Annotated in this window: 15 protein-coding genes and 1 pseudogene; 6 read left to right on the plus strand and 10 right to left on the minus strand. The window is 35.2% G+C overall.

Annotated features, from left to right (window positions below; all coding sequences use genetic code 11):
* Window positions 1–14 precede the first annotated feature (14 nt).
* The 6 genes from QWY91_RS14495 to QWY91_RS14520 form a co-directional block, all read right to left on the minus strand.
* Entirely contained in the window at window positions 15–599 is a 585-nt protein-coding gene (locus tag QWY91_RS14495) for a PhnA domain-containing protein (RefSeq protein ID WP_290236214.1), read from the minus strand.
* A gap of 142 nt (window positions 600–741) precedes the next feature.
* Window positions 742–1,458 carry a LytR/AlgR family response regulator transcription factor gene (locus tag QWY91_RS14500; RefSeq protein ID WP_290236215.1) on the minus strand — a complete coding sequence of 239 codons (717 nt, stop codon included), beginning with the start codon at window positions 1,456–1,458 and terminating at the stop codon, window positions 742–744.
* Window positions 1,458–2,474 carry a sensor histidine kinase gene (locus QWY91_RS14505; RefSeq protein WP_290236216.1) on the minus strand — a complete coding sequence of 339 codons (1,017 nt, stop codon included), beginning with the start codon at window positions 2,472–2,474 and terminating at the stop codon, window positions 1,458–1,460. Before QWY91_RS14505 ends, QWY91_RS14500 begins: the two co-directional genes overlap by 1 nt.
* The gene (locus QWY91_RS14510; RefSeq protein ID WP_290236217.1) at window positions 2,471–3,412 is read right to left on the minus strand and encodes a DUF5694 domain-containing protein; all 942 of its coding nucleotides are present in this window, start codon (window positions 3,410–3,412) and stop codon (window positions 2,471–2,473) included. Before QWY91_RS14510 ends, QWY91_RS14505 begins: the two co-directional genes overlap by 4 nt.
* Window positions 3,413–3,414: 2 nt before the next feature.
* Window positions 3,415–4,278, minus strand: a complete 864-nt coding sequence (locus QWY91_RS14515) for a DUF5694 domain-containing protein (RefSeq protein ID WP_290236218.1) — start codon at window positions 4,276–4,278, stop codon at window positions 3,415–3,417.
* 110 nt (window positions 4,279–4,388) lie between these two features.
* Window positions 4,389–4,937 carry an autotransporter outer membrane beta-barrel domain-containing protein gene (locus tag QWY91_RS14520; protein ID WP_290236219.1) on the minus strand — a complete coding sequence of 183 codons (549 nt, stop codon included), beginning with the start codon at window positions 4,935–4,937 and terminating at the stop codon, window positions 4,389–4,391.
* Window positions 4,938–5,189: 252 nt separating this feature from the next.
* On the opposite strand from QWY91_RS14520, the gene QWY91_RS14525 reads away from it, so the two are divergent.
* Window positions 5,190–5,585: a YkvA family protein gene (locus tag QWY91_RS14525; protein ID WP_290236220.1), complete on the plus strand. Its 396-nt coding sequence runs from the start codon at window positions 5,190–5,192 to the stop codon at window positions 5,583–5,585.
* 77 nt (window positions 5,586–5,662) lie between these two features.
* Here QWY91_RS14525 and QWY91_RS14530 read toward each other — a convergent pair whose 3' ends face one another.
* From QWY91_RS14530 to QWY91_RS14545, 4 genes are all read right to left on the minus strand, one after another.
* Window positions 5,663–6,667 carry an acyl-ACP desaturase gene (locus tag QWY91_RS14530; RefSeq protein WP_290236221.1) on the minus strand — a complete coding sequence of 335 codons (1,005 nt, stop codon included), beginning with the start codon at window positions 6,665–6,667 and terminating at the stop codon, window positions 5,663–5,665.
* Window positions 6,668–6,830: 163 nt separating this feature from the next.
* The gene (locus QWY91_RS14535; RefSeq protein ID WP_290236222.1) at window positions 6,831–7,562 is read right to left on the minus strand and encodes a metallophosphoesterase family protein; all 732 of its coding nucleotides are present in this window, start codon (window positions 7,560–7,562) and stop codon (window positions 6,831–6,833) included.
* A 1-nt stretch (window position 7,563) separates the two neighbouring features.
* Window positions 7,564–8,700 (minus strand): ATP-binding protein, encoded by a 1,137-nt coding sequence (locus tag QWY91_RS14540; RefSeq protein ID WP_290236223.1) that lies wholly within the window; start codon window positions 8,698–8,700, stop codon window positions 7,564–7,566.
* 1 nt (window position 8,701) lies between these two features.
* A complete protein-coding gene (locus QWY91_RS14545; protein ID WP_290236224.1) occupies window positions 8,702–9,451 on the minus strand; it encodes an SDR family NAD(P)-dependent oxidoreductase in 750 nt (249 codons plus the stop codon).
* Window positions 9,452–9,617: 166 nt separating this feature from the next.
* Here QWY91_RS14545 and QWY91_RS14550 point away from each other — a divergent pair, with 166 nt between their 5' ends.
* From QWY91_RS14550 to QWY91_RS14570, 5 genes and pseudogenes are all read left to right on the plus strand, one after another.
* Window positions 9,618–10,421 (plus strand): DUF4382 domain-containing protein, encoded by an 804-nt coding sequence (locus QWY91_RS14550; protein WP_290236225.1) that lies wholly within the window; start codon window positions 9,618–9,620, stop codon window positions 10,419–10,421.
* 318 nt (window positions 10,422–10,739) lie between these two features.
* Window positions 10,740–11,743: pseudogene (locus tag QWY91_RS14555) on the plus strand (AAA family ATPase).
* A gap of 75 nt (window positions 11,744–11,818) precedes the next feature.
* Complete coding sequence (locus tag QWY91_RS14560) at window positions 11,819–12,685, plus strand: DUF58 domain-containing protein (RefSeq protein ID WP_290236226.1); 867 nt, start codon at window positions 11,819–11,821, stop codon at window positions 12,683–12,685.
* A 10-nt stretch (window positions 12,686–12,695) separates the two neighbouring features.
* Window positions 12,696–14,354 carry a DUF4381 family protein gene (locus QWY91_RS14565; RefSeq protein WP_290236227.1) on the plus strand — a complete coding sequence of 553 codons (1,659 nt, stop codon included), beginning with the start codon at window positions 12,696–12,698 and terminating at the stop codon, window positions 14,352–14,354.
* Window positions 14,354–15,358 carry a vWA domain-containing protein gene (locus QWY91_RS14570; protein ID WP_290236228.1) on the plus strand — a complete coding sequence of 335 codons (1,005 nt, stop codon included), beginning with the start codon at window positions 14,354–14,356 and terminating at the stop codon, window positions 15,356–15,358. The genes QWY91_RS14565 and QWY91_RS14570 overlap by 1 nt, the downstream gene beginning before the upstream one ends.
* The last annotated feature ends 6 nt before the right edge of the window (window positions 15,359–15,364 follow it).

A 15,364-nucleotide genomic window follows, 5' to 3' on the forward strand; every position in this document is an offset into this window, starting at 1 on the left:
TTCAATTCAATTCTTTATTTGGTTTTCTTTACGTATTGGGTAAGAATCACAATGTTCTGTCCTTCTACACGACCTTCAATCTGTTCAGCATTATCCCAAACTAAAGAAATTCTATGAACAGCTGCACCACGCTTTGCGGTAAAATTAGCACCTTTTACATCTAAATCTTTAATTAGTACCACAGAGTCACCATCGGCAAGAATATTACCATTACTGTCTTTGTGGATTATTTTTTCAGTTTCTTCTTCGGTTTCTTTTGTTGCTTTTGCCCAAGCTGATGCTTCTTCGTCTAAGTACATCATTTCAAGTAGATCTTGCGGCCAACCTTCGCTACGCAATCTGTCTAACATTCTCCAGGCCACAACTTGTACCGGTAAATGTTCACTCCACATACTGTCATTTAAACAATGCCAGTGATTGGGATTTACTTTTTCTGGATCTTCGATTTGAGAAACACAAGTGCTACACGCTAGAATAGAGTCTTCTAAAGTTCCTTCTGAAGTTGGCGGTACCTGATAAATTTGTAAATCTTGGTCGTTACCACATAATTCACATTTGTTGCCACTGCGTTCTACTAATTGTTTTTCAAGTACACTCATATTCTATAATTTTTTGCAAAAATACATTTTATTATTGCTTACAGAATAAAATGAAAGGATTTGTTAAAATTAAGTTAGCGTCTTTGTCTCGCTGCTCCACGAGTTCGGCATAATCTTTTTGAAGAAATTATATTGCTGAAATTTAAAGCTTTTTAGTGTTTATCTCTTTGAAGAATTCTGCGCGATAAGTGTCACCTAGCGGAAGATTTTTTCCGTCGATCCAAACTTCAGAAGTATCGGTTTTTTTAATTTTATTTAGAGCAACGATATACGATTTATGAATTTTAATAAATTGATCTTCAGGCAGACTTTGTTGGATTTTCTTCAATGTATTGTAAGTCACTAGCTGCTCGTTTTTGGTGTGAATCACAACGTAGTTTTTAATACTTTCAGCAAATAAAATTTCATCGAGTTTTACTTTCTGAAATCTGTTTTTTCCATCAGTTTTTACAAAAAAATAGTCATCAGATTGTATAATTTCAGTAATTATTTCCGAAGAAAATTTCTTTTTTACTTTCTCTACAGCCTCAATAAATCTGGGGAAAGCAATAGGTTTTAAAAGATAATCGACTGCATTTACCTGAAATCCTTCAATCGCAAATTGCGTATAAGCGGTGGTAAAGATGATATTGGTCGAATCGCCGATCATTTTTGAAAGCTGAATTCCGGTAAGATCGGGCATTTGAATATCCAGAAATACTAGATCTGGATTATGCTTTTTGATGAGGTCTAAACCTTCTAAAGCATCGGTAGTTGAAGTCAGCAATTCAATATTCTTCATTTTCCCCACGAAAGTTTTCAAAACTTTAATTGCTGGCGGTTCGTCGTCGATGATGATGCATTTTAAAGATTCTGCCATTAGTCTAAAGGAAATTGAAGGGTTACGAAATAAGAATTTTCTTTGCTGAAGTGCTCTAGGTGATAGTCTTTACCAAAAAGTAAAGCTAGTCTCTGCTCAATATTTTTATAGCCAATTCCCGATTCATCATAATTTTGCTGAGGTTTGAAAAAGTTTTCGACTTTAAAATGAAGTTGATTTTTGTCGATTTTCAATAGAATGTCAACAGGTTTTTCTGGCTGATTTAAAATTCCGTGTTTAAATGCATTTTCAACAAAATGAATTAAAAGTAAAGCGGGGATTTTTTCGTTGCCGACCGCTTCAGGGAAACTAGCGTTTATAAAAAGCTGATTTGAAAACCGACGCTGAAAAAGATTGATATAATTTTTAATAAAATGGATTTCATCTTTCAGCAAAACATATTCTCCTTCATTTTCGTAAGTGACATAGCGAAGCATTTCAGAAAGTTTAAGAATATCGTCGCTCAGTTTTTCATCGACCACCAAAGCGTCTGCATAAAAACTATTAAGTGTGTTGAATAAAAAATGCGGACTCAACTGTGATTTCAACACCTGAAGTTCGGCTTGTTTTTTCTCCAAACTTAGTTCACTAATTCGCTTATTGATGCTGAATTGATATTTCACAAAATAAAAGATCAAACTCAATAAAAATATCCGAATCGCGTAATAGGAATTATCGAATATGTAATAGAGCGGTTTACGCGAGTTTTCGTAGTAATTATGCACTCCGGTAAAACTGTAAACAATCACTTCTTCTATAAGGTAACGAAGACCGACGAAATACAGCAAACTAAAAATTAAGCCTAGACATAAATATCCCCATTTTTTCTGCGGAATCGTTTTGGGAGCGATAAAACTGTACACCAGATAAAACAAGCTCATTTGCAAAAGTGCAAACTCTAGATCTTTTAAGCTGAATGTTGTAGATCCCTGAAGCACAATTTCAGCAAAAATATCCATTGCAAAAAAGAGTACCCAAAAGATCAAATGATATGTAACTTCCTGTTTCTTGGTCATAAGTCGTTTAACAATAATACAGTAATTTCAGGAAAATTTGCTTTTAGTTCTTTTTCGATGCGATAAATATGCGCTGCACCTACGATAACAACGCTTCTTGTTGCTGAATTTTCCACGATTTGAGAACCTATGTTTTGTGCCATGTTATGATTTCTACGATTCCAAAAATTCAAGCCTTCGAGACAACTTTCTGTTTGATTTTTTACATAGCTGAAAGAGGCTAGTTGATCTAAGCGTTTTAGGGATTTTCTTTTATTTACGTAGAAGCCCAATCGACCAAAGAGTGCAGGAACAATAGCTTTGTTGTAATGCTTTTTATTTAGTTTACGATTAATTTCATTATCGCCATTTTCTCCACCATCTTTTGCGCAATTTTGCCAGGCTTGATGATATTCTTTATTAGTTTGTTGATCGTCCATTGATTGTAATTTTTTGATGTTTAATTGTAAGGCAAGTTTGGCGGTGAGATCGCCATCTTCGTGCCGAGTAGGTTTTGATGAACCCTTAATCCCATATTGCTGAATATAAGAATAGAAGTCATAATTCGCGTAATCACGCAGGTAAGCGAAAGAAGTGATGATGCTTTGTAAGTTTTTTGGCGTTAATGCATTGAAGTCTTTCTTTAATAATTGCTGAAATCGATATTGGTCAAAATTATAGTGCTTTTGAAGCGAATCTGAAAGCGAGTAAAATTCTTTATAACTGTTAGACCAGCCATCTTTTAGATACTCCCAACTAATAGAATCGTTGGGGTGTGGTGTTTCTACATAGATAGCTTCAGGTTGATATTTCACCGCCCTTTTTAAAAGCGGTTTGTAACTATGCCTTACTATTTTTGGAACTTTATGCATGGTTCCTATAAGTAAAACTTCTTTTTGTTGTCCAAACGAGATCTGGCTTAGCGCTATAAAAATGAAGATGTTGATTATTTTTTTCATGATTACAACTCATTAAATTTAACCAATTCAAATTCTGGAGTGCATTTAAAAAGCCATTTTAAAATAGAGACATGGCCGGCTCCAAAAATTACTAAGATTCGGTCATTCTGGTTATAATTTATTTTCTGAATTTTTCTAAAGATCCTAAGATTTCTATTCATCCAAAACATAGACAAAGCATCGGGACCTTCCATCTTTTCAGAAAGAAATTGCCCTCCAGAAATATAATCTCCAAATCCACGATCCAACACTTTATCTGAATTCATATACTTAAAGGTTTCCAGCAGCGTGTTTTTGTATTCAACCTTATCTTTATATGAGTAAAATTCGTTGTAACGTCGCATAAATTTATCATCTCCTCCAAAGTGGTGTCGATCACTGATGCTATCTACATAATTTTGCGGTTTTTCAGAAGTTCTTTTTTCATATAGATCCAACATTAGAGGTCTAGCATCCGCACCATAAATAGTATCGAGGGCAAATCGATCTACCAATCGCATACCAATTTGGCTGGATTCGCTAGCAGATAATTCAGCTTCACTCTTTTTATATTCCTTCCAGTTTTCGAGGATTTTTGAGGTATTTCGTGATTCAACAACAATTTTGGTTGGTTTGAATTTGCTGATGTAATTCAATAATTCTTGAAGCTCTTTTTGACGTTTTTCAGAATAAATATTTATTTTCTTTTCTTCTGAAATTTTATGAGCATCCAAGCTTGGATAGTTGAAATGAAAGCTTCCAACTAAAAGGACTTTGGGAACCTTTTCTCCCTTCCGAAGAAATTCATCGGGATCTTTTAGGTTAGATTGTGCTATTATTGAAATGAAGCTAAAACTGAGTAAAAGAGAAATTAAAATAGTTTTCATAAAAAAAGTGCTTTATAGATTTGAAATCAAAACTATAAAGCACATCTCTTTTAATTTTTTAAATGAACTAAACACTCATTTTCTCAGGACGAAATGAGGTTTCTGTACAATTAAAATCTATAGCCAATCTGGAAACCTGCATTAAATTCGATTGCAGAAAACCGATCTTTTACCTCGTCACTAAAATTTCTTCCAATATTTATAAATGGTCCTAAAACAAATTTATTGTTGAAATTCCACTTATAACCACCGCCTAGACCTACGATAAATGAATCCATATCTGTTTCTGATTCTACGGTTCTTTCATCTATGGTTTCATCTTCTGTAAAATCACCTGTACGAATCTTGATAAAAGGATTGGCGTAAATTCCAGAACCTGCATCTTCGCCAAAATAGTAGTTATATCCAAACTTAAAGCTGGTCGTATTAAATTTTCTGGAACCACTTTCGCTATGATAATTTATACGGTCGTTAAATAAAACGATAGCTTCTATAGATTGATTGTCATCTAAAAAACGCTCGTAACCAAATTCTACTGATGCAATAGCGATGGTGTTGGCAATATTTAATTTTATTTCGTTTTGTGGATTTCCGCTGGTTTGCGCTTTAGCAAATGTGCTTAGACATATAGCACTTAGTAGAAAAAATACCTTCTTCATAAATCGATCTATTTTTGTTAGTGGCGCAAATATACTTTTTCAGGTTTAATAAATTTAATGTGCTAGCATTTTAATTATTTTATAATAAAGCTATCGGCTGAAATGTAATTTATTAACGCTAAGGAGCTTTGTGTTTTATAACTTTCAAAACATAGTGTGTTTATTTTACAATTTTACTCTTAAAACAATGATAACGTTCTTACTTGTCTGCTATAATTTTTTTAATTTGGAGCTTTATTTAAACAATCAAAAATGAGCATTTTCAGTAAAGATAAAATTGAGGAAGAACACCAGAAGAAACAGGATGATTTTCAGGAAGAAGATGTAGAAACTGTTCTAGAGGAAGAAGAGAAAATTAAATCTAAATTCGAAAGTAAGAACGCACTTCGACGTTATTTTGATGATGCGCAAATCTTATTTAGTTTGGTAAGAGATTATGCGAACGGTGATTATAGGGAAATACCTTTTAATATCGTCGCGGGTGTTGGGGCAGCGCTATTATATGTGCTTTCTCCTATCGATTTGATCCCAGATTTTATTCCGGTTATAGGATATCTGGATGATGCTGCGGTGATTGCTTTTTCATTAAGTCTTATTGAAAAAGATCTGGCAGTGTATAAGGTTTGGAAAGAAAACCAAAAAGCTTAAAAACAAATTCCTTTTATGGAATCATAAAAAAAGTCCGCTATTTAGCGGACTTTTTTAATTCTATATCTTTTCTGAATTTATACAATTCCGTTAGATTCTACCCATTTAAATTGGTATTGATCCTGAGGGATTGCAATACGATCTGCAATTCTCGTCATACGATCTGGTAATTTCATCAAATAGTCACGAGCTTTCTCAGCATCATCAGTAAGTGATCTCATTTTATCAATTTCCCAATACTCGTTAAGTTTTCTTAGGATGTCAATATAATCGTAAGTAGTATACACACCAAGACGTTGCGCTGCATTCGAGAAGTTTTCGAAAGCTTCTGCAATTCCTTGTCCGCTTTCTCTTAAAAATTGAGCCGGCATTACAATTTTCTTCTTCATCATGTCGTGAAATGCAATCATCATTTCGCTAGGATCATGTTCAAAAATTGTTTTTACAAATTCTCTATAGGCCATGTAATGACGCATCTCGTCTCCTGCAATGATATTACACATTTTCCCAAGCATCTTATTGCCTTTTTTCTTAGCCAATTGTCCCACACGTTTGTGAGAAACATTTGTAGCTAATTCCTGGAAACTGGTATACACAAAGTTTTTATAGGGATCTCTACCGGTACCAATATCAAAACCATCATTTATTAGATGTTGTGTAGTTTTTTCGATTTCTCGCATATCTACACGACCCGATAAATAAAGGTATTTATTAAGAGTGTCACCGTGGCGATTTTCTTCACCTGTCCAGTGTCTTACCCATTTAGACCATGGGTTCTGTTCACCATCGGCACGACGTTGTTGGTCTACACCTTCTACATCCATTAGCCAGCTTTCGTAAGTAGGTAGGGCTTCTTCAGTAACCATATCTGCCACTAAAACAACCCAAAAATCGTAACCTAATTCTTTAGCTTCTTCGCGTAGTTGTTTCGCATTTTCTAAACCTTCTTCTCCCTGTAGATTAGGCAAAAGATCGGTAGGTTGCCAAATATCATCTACGGGAATTAGATATTCGTCAATAAACCCATCTACTTTTTTTTCGATGGTCTTCATTACTTCAAGTCTTATGTTTTCTAGGGCCATTATTTTTCTATGTTACTGTAAATTAATGAAAATTGTCCAAATTACAGAGTTATTAGCAAGTTAAAATGCAATAATCATGCAATTATTTTAACTAAATGCATGGTTTGCAAATTAAAGGGAAATACATTGAATTACAAAGTGCTAAAATTTTTACGGTTCTAAATCAATTTCTACCGCTTTCTTCGGGATACAAGGTGTAGACAGGATCACTTTGCCACACTTTCTTAGAATCAACATCTATAGCAGATAGACTTCCTTTAAAAGCGGCACCGGTATCAACATTCCAAATATTCGCTTTATTCACCGGAAAGCTTTCGCCAATGCGAGTTACCGGAGTATGACCAATAAAAATGGCTTCAAAAACCTGTAATCGCTTCGGAAAAAAAGGACTGTCTATTTTAATATTTTCATCTAATGCTAAAGCCATTTCCCAAAGCGTACGATCCCAGTAAAATCCTGTGCTGTAATATTCGTATTCTGGACCATGGAGATTAGTAAAGCCAGCATGCACAAATAATCGATTTTGATCGTCTACATAGTAGTTTTGCATTTCAGAAAAAAATCGAAGATGTTCTTGCTTCTCTTCCTCGTTCAATCTCGCGTAACCATCAATACTGCTTTGACCACCGTGATGTAACCATTTTTCAGTCATCGTGCCACTTTCTAACCACTGGTGTGTAAGATCATCATGATTACCACGCATAAAAATGCACTTGTATTCTTTAGATAATTCAATTAAATACGAAACCACCTTTGCTGAATCACTCCAGCCATCTACATAGTCTCCAAGAAAAATAATAGTATCCTCTTCTGTAATTTCAACTTTCTCGTTTAATAGTTGTTTTAGTGCGCGTAGTCCTCCGTGAATATCACCAATGGCAAGCGTTCTACCCATGCTAATTGTATTTTACTTTTCTTAAAATTCGTGTACTTTCTTTATAATAGTGGTAGGCTTCTCTACTATACTTTTTTAGGAAGGGTTTTGCTTCTTCCAGTTTTTCCATCGCCTCTCCAAAGCCGTTAAGGTAACAAAGCAAATAGGTTGATGGTAGGTTTTTAACATCCTTTCGCTGATTTTTAGTAAGTGGTAAGAGTTGTTTTAGGCGCTCCAAAAGTAGATTGTTGCTATTATAAATATGATAGAGCGTACTTTTATCGTACACAGGCGGCTCGAAAACTAGTTTGCTTTGTATTTCGTAGGTCGCATTATCTCTAAAATGAATGATCACTTCTTCTAAAGGATAATAGTTGTAACTATTGGGAACACCAAGATGAACATACTCTAATATCTTAAAAGTGTCGTTATCTGAAGAAATACTTACTTCATCTAAATCTGAGTAAAATAGTTTTACCTGCTCGTTGATAAGCGCAATATCTACTCGGCTAAAGTAAATTTTTCCTTTCGCATGTTTCTTCTTCCCGGCCCAGCAGACTACAAAGTATTCTTTAAAAACTTTATATGTGGGATTTAGTTTTTTATGATGATTAACAAAATCAAAAACTCCGTTTAGCGTTAGCTCAATATTGTTCTGGGCATGTTTTTCGATGGCGGTAACAACTTCGGAATTTTCATCTTCAATTTTAATATCAAAATCCTTCGGCATACTAATGCTTCCATCTCTAAGGAAAATGGATCCTCCGTAGTACTTCCAAATATTTTTCCGAAGTGAACAAATTTGGCCATTATTAGGTCTTATTGTAACTAAACCCACCACCAAATGATCGGGAAGGTGTGGAAAGGGAATATTCTCGTAAATAATTTTTGGAGGATTGCTTAAATACGCATTTATAAGATTCTGAATTTTGCTATCGTCAAAAAAATCGATACCTAGTATTTCGTTATCCTCATCCCGAACGCCAATTACAATGTAGGAGTTATTGCTTGGGTTAGAATTTGCAAGAGCGCAAATGTGCTTTAGAAATTTCGCCTTCCCCTCTTTTTCGCGAATGTTGAGTTGTAGCTTTTTATCATAAAAACTATTCTCGTCGTTATGCGCTAAAAGATTCTTTATAAGGAGGCGTTTATTAATCATGTTAGTTTTTGTCTACAATGGTACTTGTGGCTTGCGAAGTACACATCACGATTAAATCGGCAATATTTACATGATACGGTCTGGTAACCACAAACCGAATAATATCTGCAATATCTTCTGGTTGTAAAGCTTTAAAACCCTGGTAAACTTTTTTCGCTTTTTCTTTATCACCTTTAAATCGAACATCACTAAACTCGGTTTCTACTAAACCTGGGTTAATTGCGCCTACGCGAATTCCTTTGCCGTTTAGATCGATTCTCATCCCCTGATTAATTGCGTCTACAGCATGCTTACTTGCACAATAAACATTTCCGTTAGGATAAACTTCTTTACCAGCAGTTGAACCGATATTGATAATATGTCCAGATTTTCTTTCGATCATTCCCGGGATTATGGCTTTGCTTACATACAGTAACCCTTTTACATTAATATCCATCATTGCGTCCCAATCGTCTAAAGAACCGTCTTGGATACTTTCTAAACCATGGGCATTTCCGGCATTGTTTATTAGAATATCGATATTCGAGAAATCTGGCGGTAAATTTTCAATCTTCTTAAAAACCTCTTCCTTATCTCTTACATCAAAGCTTAAAGCTAATACTTCAACCTTTTTACTTAATGTTTCTTTAAGTTCATTCAATCTGCCTTCTCGTCTTCCGCAGATAATCAGATTATAACCTTCTTCGGCTAAAGCTTTTGCTGTTTCTTTTCCTATCCCGCTGCTAGCTCCTGTGATTAATGCAGTTTTCATTGTTAATTTTTTTTAAAGACTAAAGTACTAAACTATTTACAAGTAAGAGATTTAGCCAAATTAATTAGATTTTAAATCTTGTTAAAAATAGTTAACAGCTAAAAACGCAAAAAATGAATTCGATTTTGCACCGTTATCTAAGCTAAACAAACGCAAATCTGATTTTATGAAAAAACAAATTTTTAATTTTAAGACACTATTTTTACTGGTACTTGCCGGTATTACGCTAACCTCTTGTAGCGATGATGACGATAATGTTGCTACTGAAGAAAATGCCAGAGTCGCTTTTAGAATGGTCGATGCTCCCGGAGATTTTGATGAGGTAAATATCGATGTTGAAGAAGTGAGAGTACAAGTTGATGCTGAAGGTGAAGATGATGGCTGGATAATATTAGATACTGAAGCCGGAATTTATAATTTATTAGAACTTACCGGTGGTGTGTCGCAATTATTAGCCGACGAAGAAATTGCACCTGGATATGCGGGACAAATTCGTTTAATTTTAGGAGATGATAATTCGGTAGTTGTAGATGGCGAGCAATATGCACTGGCAACACCAAGCGCTCAACAATCTGGATTAAAACTAAACCTGAATAAAGAATTAGAAGCAGGCGAAGCATATACGTATACGCTGGATTTTGACGTAGAAGAATCGATTGTTGTACAAGGAAACGGCGGATATTTATTAAAACCTGTTATTCGTTTATCTGCTGAAGAAAATTCAGGTAAAATTGTAGGTGAAGTTCACCCTTCAGGTTTTAGAAGTTTAGTTACGGCTAAAAATGCTTCGAATACTATTTCTGCTTACACAAACGAAGACGGTGATTTTACACTTTACGGGGTGCCAGAAGGCACTTACCAAATTACGATAATCGCAGACGAAACTTCAGGTCTAGACCCTATTACAGAAGACAACGTGGTTGTAGAAGATGGTGAGATTACAGATGTAGAGACTTTATTTTTAGAATAGTTTCAGCTTGTAGATAAAACAAAAAAGGGCGCTCTAGAGCGCCCTTTTTTATTGCGTAAATGTTTGAAAGACTAATGATCCTAAGTTTAGGCATTTATAAGTGAAATTTTTGATGTATTATAAAATCTTAATATTTAGCGATTTAGTTTTGTTTTGAAAATATTAATCCCTGATACACAATACAATTTGTGACATTCCGTTAGATTTATGCTTAAACCAAATAAACTAGATTATTGAATATCCGAAAGTTTAATAATTTTGAATTTGCTACGACCGCTGTATGGTTGTATATTCACGTTTTAAAATCTAATTAGAATAATGACAGACAATCAATCTTCTTTAGACATCGCCAGTCTAAACGAAAAAATTGAAAGAGAAAGTGCTTTCGTAGATGTGTTGACAACAGAAATGAACAAAGTGATTGTTGGCCAAAAACATATGGTAGAGCGTTTACTTATAGGTTTATTAGGGCAGGGGCATATCCTTTTAGAAGGTGTTCCCGGCTTGCAAAAACCCTGGCAATTAATACATTATCTCAGGCAGTACACGGGTCGTTTAGCCGTGTGCAGTTTACGCCAGATTTGCTTCCAGCAGATGTTGTTGGTACGCTGATCTATAATATGAAAATCAACGATTTTAGTATAAAAAAGGGACCGATTTTCGCCAATTTCGTTCTTGCAGATGAGATTAACCGTGCACCGGCAAAAGTACAATCGGCACTATTAGAAGCCATGCAGGAAAAGCAGGTTACTATTGGTGACGAGACTTTTAAGCTAGACAAACCGTTTTTGGTAATGGCTACGCAAAACCCGGTAGAACAAGAAGGAACATATCCTTTGCCAGAAGCACAGGTCGATCGTTTTATGCTAAAAACAGTAATTAAATATCCACAATTAGAGGAAGAGCAAATGATTGTTCGTGCCAACCTAAGAGGGAGCTTTGAAAAAGTGAACCAGGTGGTAAGTATCGAGCAGATCTTAAGAGCTCAGCAAGCGGTTAGAGAAGTGTATATGGATGAGAAGATCGAGAAATATATTCTTGATATCATTTTTGCCACTCGTACTCCTGAAAAATACAAACTAGAAGATCTAAAACCTCTAATTAATTTTGGAGCTTCTCCTCGTGGTAGTATTAACCTGGCAACTGCAGCAAAATGTTATGCATTTATTAAACGTAGAGGATATGTAATTCCTGAAGACGTAAGAGCAGTAGTTTATGATGTATTACGCCACAGAATAGGAATCACCTACGAAGCTGAAGCCGAAAATATAACTTCTGAAGATATTATTGCTAAGATCGTAAACGAGATCGAAGTACCGTAGCTATACACATTTATCAATTGGCAATTATCAAAGACGTTTTGATAGTTGATTATTGTTATTTGTTTATTGAATTATATGGATACCAAAGAGTTACTTAAAAAAGTTCGTAAGATCGAAATAAAGACCCGTCGCCTTAGTGATCATATCTTTGGCGGTGAGTATCATTCTACTTTTAAAGGAAGGGGAATGACTTTTAGCGAAGTGCGAAAATATCAGTTTGGCGATGATGTTCGTAGTATAGACTGGAATGTTACTGCCAAGTATAACGAGCCTTTCGTAAAAGTTTTTGAGGAAGAACGAGAGCTAACCATGATGTTAGTGGTAGATGTTTCTGGATCTGAGTTTTTCGGAACTCAAAGTCAGTTTAAAAAAGAAGTGATTACTGAAATTGCGGCGACTTTGGCATTTTCAGCAACACAAAATAATGATAAGATCGGTTTGCTAATGTTTTCAGACCAGATCGAAAATTATATTCCGCCTAAAAAAGGAAAATCTCACGTTCTAAGAATTATTCGAGAACTTATAGAATTTAAGCCCAAAAGCAAGAAAACCGATATTGGTAAAGGATTAAAATACCTTTCTAATGTGATGAAAAAGAAAGCAATTGTTTTTGTGCTTTCCGATTTTATTGGCGATGATTATCAACAAACTCTAAAGATTACCGGAAACAAGCACGATGTTACGGGAATACGAGTTTACGATCAACGTGAAAAGGAAATTCCTAATCTTGGTTTGGTACAAATGTTGGATGAAGAGACCAACGAATATATCACCGTAAATACGGGCAGTAAATCGGTAAGAAGAAGTTATACCGATCATTATCTGGATCGTGTCAAATATTTTGAAGAAAGCTTTAAGCTAAGTGGCTCGGGAGTAATTAATACCAGAGTAGACGAAAGTTACGTGAAAAAACTTTTGGGGTATTTTAAAAGAAGAGGCTAAGCATATTAAGATGAAGAAAAATCCATTGTCAGACACTATATATATACAACATGCTGTCAAAAAGCGATTATCGGCGATTTTAGTGATTGCTTTCGCTTTTTTTGCAATGCCATTAGTTGCTCAGCAGGCTCAGGTTTCAGTAAAAATAGATACTGCGCAAATTAAGATTGGAGAGCAAATTTCCTATAAAATAAATGTTGAAACCGATTCTACGAATCTTGTTGTTTTTCCTGAAGGAAACACTTTTGCACCTTTAGAAATTGTAGAATCTTTAGGAACAGATACTACACGAGTACAAAATAAATATAAGCTGCTAAAAGCCTATACGCTTACGCAGTTTGATTCTGGTTCGTATACCATTCCGCAGCAAAGAATTATCATTAACAATAAGCCTTTCTTAACCGATTCGATGCGTGTTGAGGTTGCCGATGTAGCAGTAGATACTACAAAGCAGGAAATGTATCCAATAAAGCCATCGGTAGAGATTCCTAAAAGTTTTAGTATTCCAAACTGGATTTGGTGGTTATTGTTAGCATTGGTCATTTTGGGCGTTTTAGCTTTCTTTTTTATTAAACGCAGAAGAGAAAAAGCCTTAGAAAATAAATTACCACCCTACGAACAAGCCATAAAGGATTTAGAAACTTTAGACAAAAGTTCGCTGTTGGAAAGCCGAGAGGTTAAAGAGTATTATTCAAGGTTAACCTATGCAGTAAGACGATATCTAGACGAAAAGGTTTATGATCGCGCTATGGAAAGTACTACAACCGAGCTAATTGACTTTCTAGAAATTCAGCAAAAATCGGGAGTTCTACAGTTACACGGCAAAACACTAGAAAATTTAAAACAAATTTTAAATAGAGCCGATTTAGCAAAATTTGCAGGCTCACGTCCCGATGTTATTACGGCAAAAGAAGATCGTAATAAAACCCGAATGATCATTAACGATGTAAAATCATCGATGCCAGAGCCTTCTGAAGAAGAGCTAATGTTAGATGAAGAATATCGCCAAAACAAAATTTCAAAAAGAAGAAAGAAAAGACTGATTTTGGGAATTTCAGGAGGTGTTTTAGTGATATTTATAGCACTGGCTGTTTTAATTAGCTCTAAAGGTTTGGATTATGTGGTCGATACGTATTGGGGACATCCAACAAAAGAATTATTAGAAGGTGATTGGATAAGAAGTGAGTATGGAGCACCAGCTGTGTATATTACCACTCCAGATGTTCTGGTAAGAAAAGACATGGAGCTTAGCGAGGATGCTACTCAATCTTATGTAGATGCGCAGATGTTTAGTTTTGGTAGTTTGGTTAGTAATTTTTATACCAGCTTAAGTACCAGAATGTTTAGTAAAAAAGACCAATTTGATCTTAAAACGGGTGTAGATGGCGTTTATAAAGAGTTGGAGAATCAGGGAGCACAGAATATAGTGATGAAGCAGGAAGATTTTACGACGGTAAATGGTGCAAAAGGCGTAAAAGTCTTTGGCACTTTAGAAATGACAAATCCTATAAACGACGAAATTCAGCCTAAAAAATATAGTATTCTGAATTTTGCTCAAAATGGTGGCTTCCAACAAATCACAGTGATTTATAATGAAGACGATAGCTATGCTGAAGAAATTTCCGGAAGGATTATTAATTCGGTAGAACTTATAAAATCAACAAATTAATGTTTGCGAATTTCACTTTCGAAAATCCTGAGTTTTTCTGGTTGTTTATTTTACTTCCGGTGGCGATAGCATGGTATTTCTGGAAAAGAAATCTGCAAACCCCGGCTTTACGAATGTCCAGCATTCAGGGATTTAAAGCAAAACCGAGTATTTTGGCAAAATTGAAGCCGATTCTTTTCGTTTTAAGAATCCTGGCTTTGGCATTGTTAATTGTCGCATTGGCAAGACCAAGAACAGTAGATGTTTCTACCAGAACAAATAGTACACAAGGTATTGATATTGTAATGGCCATAGATGTTTCTGCCAGTATGCTGGCAAGAGACCTTCAGCCTAACCGGTTAGAAGCATTAAAATCTGTTGGGGAAGAATTTATTAAAGATCGACCTACAGATCGAATAGGTTTGGTGTTATATTCAGGAGAAAGTTTTACAAAAACGCCTATTACCAGCGATAAATCTGTAGTACTACGAGCGCTAGAAGGGATTGAGTTTAATAATGTGTTACAGGGAGGTACAGCTATCGGATCTGGATTGGCGACTTCGGTAAATCGACTAAAAGATAGTAAGGCAGAAAGTAAAGTAATTATCCTGCTTACCGATGGTGTTAATAATTCAGGATTTATAGATCCGAAGGTAGCTAGTGAGTTAGCAAAAGAATTTAATATTAAAGTTTATACTATTGGTGTAGGAAGTAATGGCATGGCGCTAACACCTATTGGAGTCTTGCCTAATGGTAGATTTCAGTTTGGTAATCGTAAGGTTGAAATCGATGAGGAGCTATTGCAACAGATTGCCGATGAAACCGGCGGTAAGTACTTCCGGGCAACCAATAACGAGAAGCTAGAAGATATTTACGAAGAGATCGATCAACTAGAGAAAACAGAAATTGAAGAATTTAAGTATACCAATTACGACGAGAAATTTCGTCCCTTTGCTTTGTTGGCAGGTGCGTTATTATTATTTGAATTGTTATTGAGGTATACCGTGTTTAGAAGTTTTATATAAAGCTTG

Origin of the sequence: Zunongwangia endophytica (genome assembly GCF_030409505.1) — a bacterium.
Lineage (GTDB): Bacteria > Bacteroidota > Bacteroidia > Flavobacteriales > Flavobacteriaceae > Zunongwangia > Zunongwangia endophytica.

Bases quoted from the DNA above. Each gene is read 5' to 3' on its own strand.
- QWY91_RS14495 (WP_290236214.1), bottom strand. From the start codon at position 599: ATGAGTGTACTTGAAAAACAATTAGTAGAACGCAGTGGCAACAAATGT.
- QWY91_RS14540 (WP_290236223.1), bottom strand. From the start codon at position 8,700: ATGATTAATAAACGCCTCCTTATAAAGAATCTTTTAGCGCATAACGAC.
- QWY91_RS14520 (WP_290236219.1), bottom strand. From the start codon at position 4,937: ATGAAGAAGGTATTTTTTCTACTAAGTGCTATATGTCTAAGCACATTT.
- QWY91_RS14535 (WP_290236222.1), bottom strand. From the start codon at position 7,562: ATGGGTAGAACGCTTGCCATTGGTGATATTCACGGAGGACTACGCGCA.
- QWY91_RS14505 (WP_290236216.1), bottom strand. From the start codon at position 2,474: ATGACCAAGAAACAGGAAGTTACATATCATTTGATCTTTTGGGTACTC.
- QWY91_RS14515 (WP_290236218.1), bottom strand. From the start codon at position 4,278: ATGAAAACTATTTTAATTTCTCTTTTACTCAGTTTTAGCTTCATTTCA.
- QWY91_RS14530 (WP_290236221.1), bottom strand. From the start codon at position 6,667: ATGGCCCTAGAAAACATAAGACTTGAAGTAATGAAGACCATCGAAAAA.
- QWY91_RS14560 (WP_290236226.1), top strand. From the start codon at position 11,819: ATGGATACCAAAGAGTTACTTAAAAAAGTTCGTAAGATCGAAATAAAG.
- QWY91_RS14525 (WP_290236220.1), top strand. From the start codon at position 5,190: ATGAGCATTTTCAGTAAAGATAAAATTGAGGAAGAACACCAGAAGAAA.
- QWY91_RS14550 (WP_290236225.1), top strand. From the start codon at position 9,618: ATGAAAAAACAAATTTTTAATTTTAAGACACTATTTTTACTGGTACTT.
- QWY91_RS14570 (WP_290236228.1), top strand. From the start codon at position 14,354: ATGTTTGCGAATTTCACTTTCGAAAATCCTGAGTTTTTCTGGTTGTTT.
- QWY91_RS14545 (WP_290236224.1), bottom strand. From the start codon at position 9,451: ATGAAAACTGCATTAATCACAGGAGCTAGCAGCGGGATAGGAAAAGAA.
- QWY91_RS14565 (WP_290236227.1), top strand. From the start codon at position 12,696: ATGAAGAAAAATCCATTGTCAGACACTATATATATACAACATGCTGTC.
- QWY91_RS14510 (WP_290236217.1), bottom strand. From the start codon at position 3,412: ATGAAAAAAATAATCAACATCTTCATTTTTATAGCGCTAAGCCAGATC.
- QWY91_RS14500 (WP_290236215.1), bottom strand. From the start codon at position 1,458: ATGGCAGAATCTTTAAAATGCATCATCATCGACGACGAACCGCCAGCA.